Source organism: Ideonella sp. P3_A4 (genome assembly GCF_056403075.1).
The window spans coordinates 1-5543 of record NZ_JBFUGE010000395.1 but is presented as its reverse complement, the minus strand read 5'-3'; the positions used below and the strand labels follow the sequence as shown (position 1 = coordinate 5543).

6 protein-coding genes are annotated in these 5543 nt (G+C 65.5%); 4 read left to right on the top strand and 2 right to left on the bottom strand.

Features of this window, described 5'->3' with window-relative positions; all coding sequences use genetic code 11:
• Positions 1-1098 (top strand): RICIN domain-containing protein (locus AC1DYI_RS25040; protein WP_477206846.1); only part of this gene is annotated, 1098 nt, incomplete at its 5' end.
• 21 nt (positions 1099-1119) lie between these two features.
• Positions 1120-2592, top strand: a complete 1473-nt coding sequence (locus tag AC1DYI_RS25035; protein ID WP_477206845.1) for a right-handed parallel beta-helix repeat-containing protein — start codon at positions 1120-1122, stop codon at positions 2590-2592.
• A gap of 57 nt (positions 2593-2649) precedes the next feature.
• Here the strand turns inward: AC1DYI_RS25035 and AC1DYI_RS25030 are convergent, their stop codons facing one another.
• Entirely contained in the window at positions 2650-3591 is a 942-nt protein-coding gene (locus tag AC1DYI_RS25030; RefSeq protein WP_477206844.1) for an endo alpha-1,4 polygalactosaminidase, read from the bottom strand.
• Positions 3592-3627: 36 nt separating this feature from the next.
• On the opposite strand from AC1DYI_RS25030, the gene AC1DYI_RS25025 reads away from it, so the two are divergent.
• Positions 3628-3855 (top strand): hypothetical protein, encoded by a 228-nt coding sequence (locus AC1DYI_RS25025; protein WP_477206843.1) that lies wholly within the window; start codon positions 3628-3630, stop codon positions 3853-3855.
• Between the two features lie 273 nt (positions 3856-4128).
• A complete protein-coding gene (locus tag AC1DYI_RS25020; protein ID WP_477206842.1) occupies positions 4129-4830 on the top strand; it encodes a sulfotransferase family 2 domain-containing protein in 702 nt (233 codons plus the stop codon).
• A gap of 86 nt (positions 4831-4916) precedes the next feature.
• On the opposite strand, the gene AC1DYI_RS25015 is transcribed toward AC1DYI_RS25020, so the two are convergent.
• Positions 4917-5438 (bottom strand): GNAT family N-acetyltransferase, encoded by a 522-nt coding sequence (locus AC1DYI_RS25015; protein ID WP_477206841.1) that lies wholly within the window; start codon positions 5436-5438, stop codon positions 4917-4919.
• Positions 5439-5543 lie beyond the last annotated feature (105 nt).

The window sequence follows — 5543 nt, the reverse complement described above, 5'->3', positions numbered from 1 at the left end:
GCATCGGGCACCTACCTCGAAGCCGCCTGCAGCGAGGACGCGATGTACTCGCTGGTGCGCAACATCATCGACACCACCAAGGTCAAGGCGCTGGACTTCGACATCGAGGGCAGCCAGCTCAACAACACCTCGCTGAACAGCAAGCGCAACAACGTCATCAAGCGGCTGCAGGCCACCTACCCGGGCCTGTATGTCTCGTTCACGCTGCCGGTGGACCCGACCGGCCTGCCGGGCAACGCGCTGACCCTGCTGCGCAGCGCGCAGTCTGCCGGCGTCGTCACCTCGGTGGTCAACATCATGGCGATGGACTACGGCCGCGATGCAGACCAGGGCCGGCCGATGGGTGACCTGGCCATCATGGCCGCCAATGGCACCTTCAACCAGATCAAGGGCATCTACACCGGCAAGACCGACGCCCAGCTGTGGGCCATGATCGGCATCACGCCGATGATCGGTGTCAACGACGAACAGAGCGAAGTCTTCCGCCAGAGCGACGCCACGCAGGTGACTGCATTCGCGAAGGAGAAGGGCCTGGGCCTGCTGGCCTACTGGGCGCTGCAGCGCGACATGCCCGGCGGCACCGACTACAACAACTACAGCCTGGTCAACAACTTCCCGTACGAGTTCTACCAGATCATGGCCGGTGGCGGTGGTGGCGACGGCCCGGTGGACGACGGGCGCTACCTGGTCAAGTCGACGTTCAGCAGCAAGTGCTTCGAGGTCCAGGGTGGCTCGCTCGACGACTCAGCCCAGATCGTGCAGATGAGCTGCCATGCCGTCGGCAAGCAGCGCTTCGACGTGAAGGACATGGGCGGCGGCAACTACCGCCTGCTCAACGCCCGCAGCGGCAAGGCGATCGACATCGCCGCGGCCTCGAACGCCGATGGCGCCAAGGTGCAGCAGTACACCGACAACGGCACCGGCGCACAGCGCTTCATCTTCAAGCCGACCGGCGTGGCCGGCGAATACACCATCGTCAACCAGCACAGCGGCAAGTGCCTCGACGTGGCCGACCAGAGCCAGCAGGACGGCGCCAAGATCCAGCAGTGGACCTGCAGTGGCAGCGCGAACCAGAAGTTCCGCTTCAAGAAGAAGTAAGAGCCTGACCAAGGAGCCACGGTGTCCTCTGTTTTTCGCGCATCGGCCGCGGCGCTCACGTTGCTGGCAAGTTCATCGTCCTGGGCTGCCGGCTGCCTGGCCTCAGGCAACGAGCAGACCATCAACGCCGCGCTCACCGGCTCTGGCAGCGAGGCGGTGCTGTGCCCCGGCGCCGTCTTCGCGCTGAAGGCGCCGGTGCAGTTCACGGCCGAGAACCAGCGCCTGTACACGCAAGGTCTGCCAACCGGCAACACGCGTGCAGTGTTGCGTGTGACCGGCGCCAGCCAGGCCAGCGCGATCACCGGCGGGCACAGTGGCGTCCACATCGAGAGCATCGAGGTCGACGGCGCGCGGCCTGCACTCGGGCGCATCAACAACGGCGCCGGGCTGATTGAGATCGGCGGCAACGCCACCAGCCAGGTGGTGCGCAACATCTGGAGCCACGACCCGCGTGGCTGGAGCGCGCTGCACCTGATCGAAGGCGGCGTCACCAACGGTGTGCCGGCCTGCCAGCAAGCCACCATCACCAACAACCAGATCGGCCCGGCCGGCATGCCTAACGGCGAGTGGGCCGACGGCATCTCGCTGGCCTGCGGCCATTCGACGGTGACCGGGAACACCATCACCGACGCGACTGACGGCGGCATCGTCATCTTCGGCGCGCCGGGCTCACTGGTCACCGGCAACACCATCGTTGCGAACACCCGCGTGCTGCTGGGCGGCATCAACCTGGTCGACTACAACCCGACCGGCGGCAACTACGCCGGCACGGTCGTCCAGGGCAACACGATCGACGCGGCCGGCGCGCTGATCAAGGTCGGCATCGCGCTGGGCCCGGCGGTCTGGGGCTGCGACGACCGCGTCGTGCGCGGTGCGACCGTCAAGGAAAACATCCTCAAGGGCAACCACATGGGGTACGGCTACCCCGTGAATGGCATCGACGGCTTCACCGTGCTGCGCAACAAGGACAAGTCGCGCCACGTCGGCTTGCCGAACGCGGGCTGCGGTGGGCCGGTGGCCACACCTGCCGGCCTGCAGCGGCAACCGGGCGCCAGTGGGGCCTCGAAACTGCAGAAGGGCTACACCGATGCGTCGGTGCACTATGTGCTGGGCGTCGCCGAGCCCCCTGCCCTGGCTGCTCTACGCCAGCCCGAAGGCTGCGAGGGTCTGTCGATGAACCAAGGGCTGGCGCCGCACCAGGCCACGTCATCGTGCGATGGCCGCTTCAGCCTCAAGCTGCTCGACGACGGCAACCTCGTGCTACGACAGGGCAAGAGACTGCTGTGGTCCACCGGCACCTCCGGCAAACCGGTGGCCCAGGCGATCCAGCAGAACGATGGCAATCTGKTGCTGCACGACTGGTCTGGCAATGTGGTGTGGTCAACAGGCACCAGCGGCCATCCAGGCGCTCGCCTGATCGTGCAGACCGACGGCAACCTCGTGATCTACGACGGCAACACGCCGCTGTGGAGCAGCCACACCTGCTGCCATTGAGCAAGACGGTCGAGGAGACGCGCCAGCCATTGCCGGCGCGCCGCCTAACAGCTCAGCTCAATCGCAGCTGTAACGGAACGCGTCGTCCAGGTTTAGCGGCAGCACCAGCGTGCGCAGGTTCATCGCCTTGGCCTTGGTGCACATCTGGGCGCGGGCGTTGGCATCGGTGCGCCAGAGCTTCTTGTACTCGGCGTTGAACACCGGCTTGCCGTTGTTGGTGAACGCTGTGTAGCCACCGCACTCGCTGTACTGGTTGCACTGCTCGTTGACGGCGAAGTCGAAGCTCGGTGCCAGCGCGCTGAGCTGGTCGACGTCGTTCTTCAATGCGATCTTCAGGCCACGTGCATGCGCCTCGGTGGCGAGGAAGCGGTTGTAGTCGAGCTGGGTGTTGGCCGTCAGCGGGAAGCCGGGGTTGTTGGTGTAGCCGTCGACGTTGTCCGGCTCAACGCCATCGCAGCCGCGCGCCTTGGCCTTGTCCAGCCGGCCCTTCATGATGTTGCGCACATTGGCCGACCGCGTATCGACCCACTTCTCGCCCGGCCAGCCGTCGAGGTTGTTGCCCTTGTCGGCGGCCTTGAACTGGCTGTAGTCGGGGCGCCAGTCTTCGGCGCTGCCGGCCGAGAAATAGCAGACGATGCGCTTGCCCTGGTTGCGCAGCGTCGTCAGCACCGAGTCGGGCGCATCGAACAGGTCGATGTCGTAGACGGTGACGTTGTAGCTGGTGTTGATGGTGCCGGTGAGTTGCCACTGCCAGGTGTCGGTCACCTTGGGCACCCACGGAGTGGCGGCCTGGGCTTGCACGGCCTGGTTTGCCGCCGGCTGGCCCTTGGCCGCCTCACGAGCGGCCTGGGCGCTGGCGGTGCGTGCCGCCTTCACGTCGGCACGGGAGACTTCATCGGGGTCGCTGCCGCCGCCGCAGGCGGTCAGTGCCAGCGAGACGCTGGCAATGCCAAGGCAGGCCAAGGACGCGCGATGGCGAGGGATCGAACGAATGGTCATGGGTACTCCTGATGGTCCGTCTGAAGGTGATGTGGCGTGATCGATCACCAGGCCATGGTGCTGACCGGGCCTGATGCGAAGCTGATGCACCACAAGGGGTCCATCCAGGGTCTTCCCGCTTTGGACAGCCCTCAATCCGCCAAAACAGCCGCCCGAAGGCCGATCACAGGTGACCCGGCGACTCACCGGCTGATCGTCAGTGCCAAGCTTTCCCGTTTCTCGGGGAAAACCTTACTGTCGTCTCCCCTGTTCAAGGGACGTTGACGCCCTGTACGGGATTGCGCTGCGGAGCCGCGATCACTACATTTTGTTTCACCTGATGCACTTGATGCTGTAGTCCACGGGAAGGGATCGCAAGCCGCATCGGTCAAACCGCCGCACAACGGCGAATCGACCCGCACCCAAGCGGGCGACCAGCGTGTTTGAGACCAGTCAGTTCCCGCGGGCCTTCGCAGCGAAGCAAAGGCAATGGCAGTTCCCTCGCCCTGATGTGGGTGCGAGAACGCGCCGCTCGACGTCGAAGACTGGAGGGTCTCCATGGCTGTTTACTCGGACCAACATCACTACATCTTCTTCGCCAATCCGCAGACGGCCAGCAAGGCCATTGCGTTGACGCTGCGGCAGAAGCTCGACGGCAAGGCACTGCCGGACCACGAGATCACGCGCAACGGCAAGCTGCTCGCGCGCATGCACCACACCACCTACAGCCAGATCCTGGCGGCGGGCCTGCTGAGCCGGGAGCAACTGGAAAATCTCTTCAAGTTCACCTGCGTGCGCAACCCGTTCGACCAGCTGGTCAGCAAGTACATCAAGCACTGCGCCCGGCTGATGGACAACCCGGCGAGGTACCCGTGGCTCGAAGGCGTGCAGGCCACTGCGCCCGACAACAGCTTCCCGCAATGGCTGGCCTACCTGAGCCGCACCTACGAAGAAACCGACAAGCTGGCCAAGGGGCCGCTGGAGTTCCTGGCCCATGCGGACATGGTCATCCGCTTCGAGGCGCTGCAAGACGGGTTCGACGAGTCGCTGCGCCGCATGGGCATCAGCGAACACCTCTCGGTGACCGAGTTCAACGTCACCAAAGGCCGCGCCGAGAATGCAGCAGCACCTGCGMCCGAGGCCAAGCCGGTCAAGAAAAAGAAGAACTACACCGAGTACTACGACCCCGCCTGCATCGCGATGGTCGAAAAGCTCTACGAGCCGATCCTGAAGCAGTTCAACTACAGCTTCGGGCACTGAAGCGCAACGCCGGGCACTTCGGCCCGGCGCTTCGCCGGTGCCGACGATTCAAGCTTGGGCCCGGCGGCTGCATCAGCGCCGTGCACTCAAGCTTCGGCGCGGCGCTCGTAGTGCAGCAGGTCGTACCAGGTGCCGGCCAGCTCGAAGCTCTTGGTCGAGCGGCCGAACAGCGTGAAGCCGTTCTTCAGCAGCACCCGCGTCGAGCCTTCGTTTTCGGCCCGCGCGGTGGCCTCGACTCGCACCAGGCCATGTTCACCGAACGCCTTGGCCAGGGCTTGGCGCACCGCCTCGCTCGCGATGCCCCGGCCGCCGGCCGACTGAGCAATGCGGTAGCCCAACTCGGCCGAATGGAAATGCGCGCGGCGGATCTTGCTCAGGTTGACCCGCCCCACCAGCACGCCAGCGTCCCACACCAGGTACTGGTAGGCCTGGTCGTCCTGTGCCTCGCGCAGCGCCAGCTCGATGGCCGCGCCGACACCGTCGGCTGAGTAGTAGCCCGTCGGCCGCGCATTGATGTGCGACTCGAAGAAGGCTCGGTTCTCCAGCTCGAAGGCGAGCAAGGCATCCAGGTCAGCCGTGCGCGGCGGGACGATTCGAAGGGCTGTCATGCCAGCCGGATGTTCACACCGTTGACGCCGGCGCCAGTGCGCGGCCACAGCGCCAGGCCACCAGCCAGGCTCCAGGCTTGCGTGTGGCCAAGGCGGCGCAGCACC

Coding starts and splice junctions, on each gene's coding strand:
- AC1DYI_RS25015 (WP_477206841.1), bottom strand. CDS start 5,438: ATGACAGCCCTTCGAATCGTCCCGCCGCGCACGGCTGACCTGGATGCC.
- AC1DYI_RS25030 (WP_477206844.1), bottom strand. CDS start 3,591: ATGACCATTCGTTCGATCCCTCGCCATCGCGCGTCCTTGGCCTGCCTT.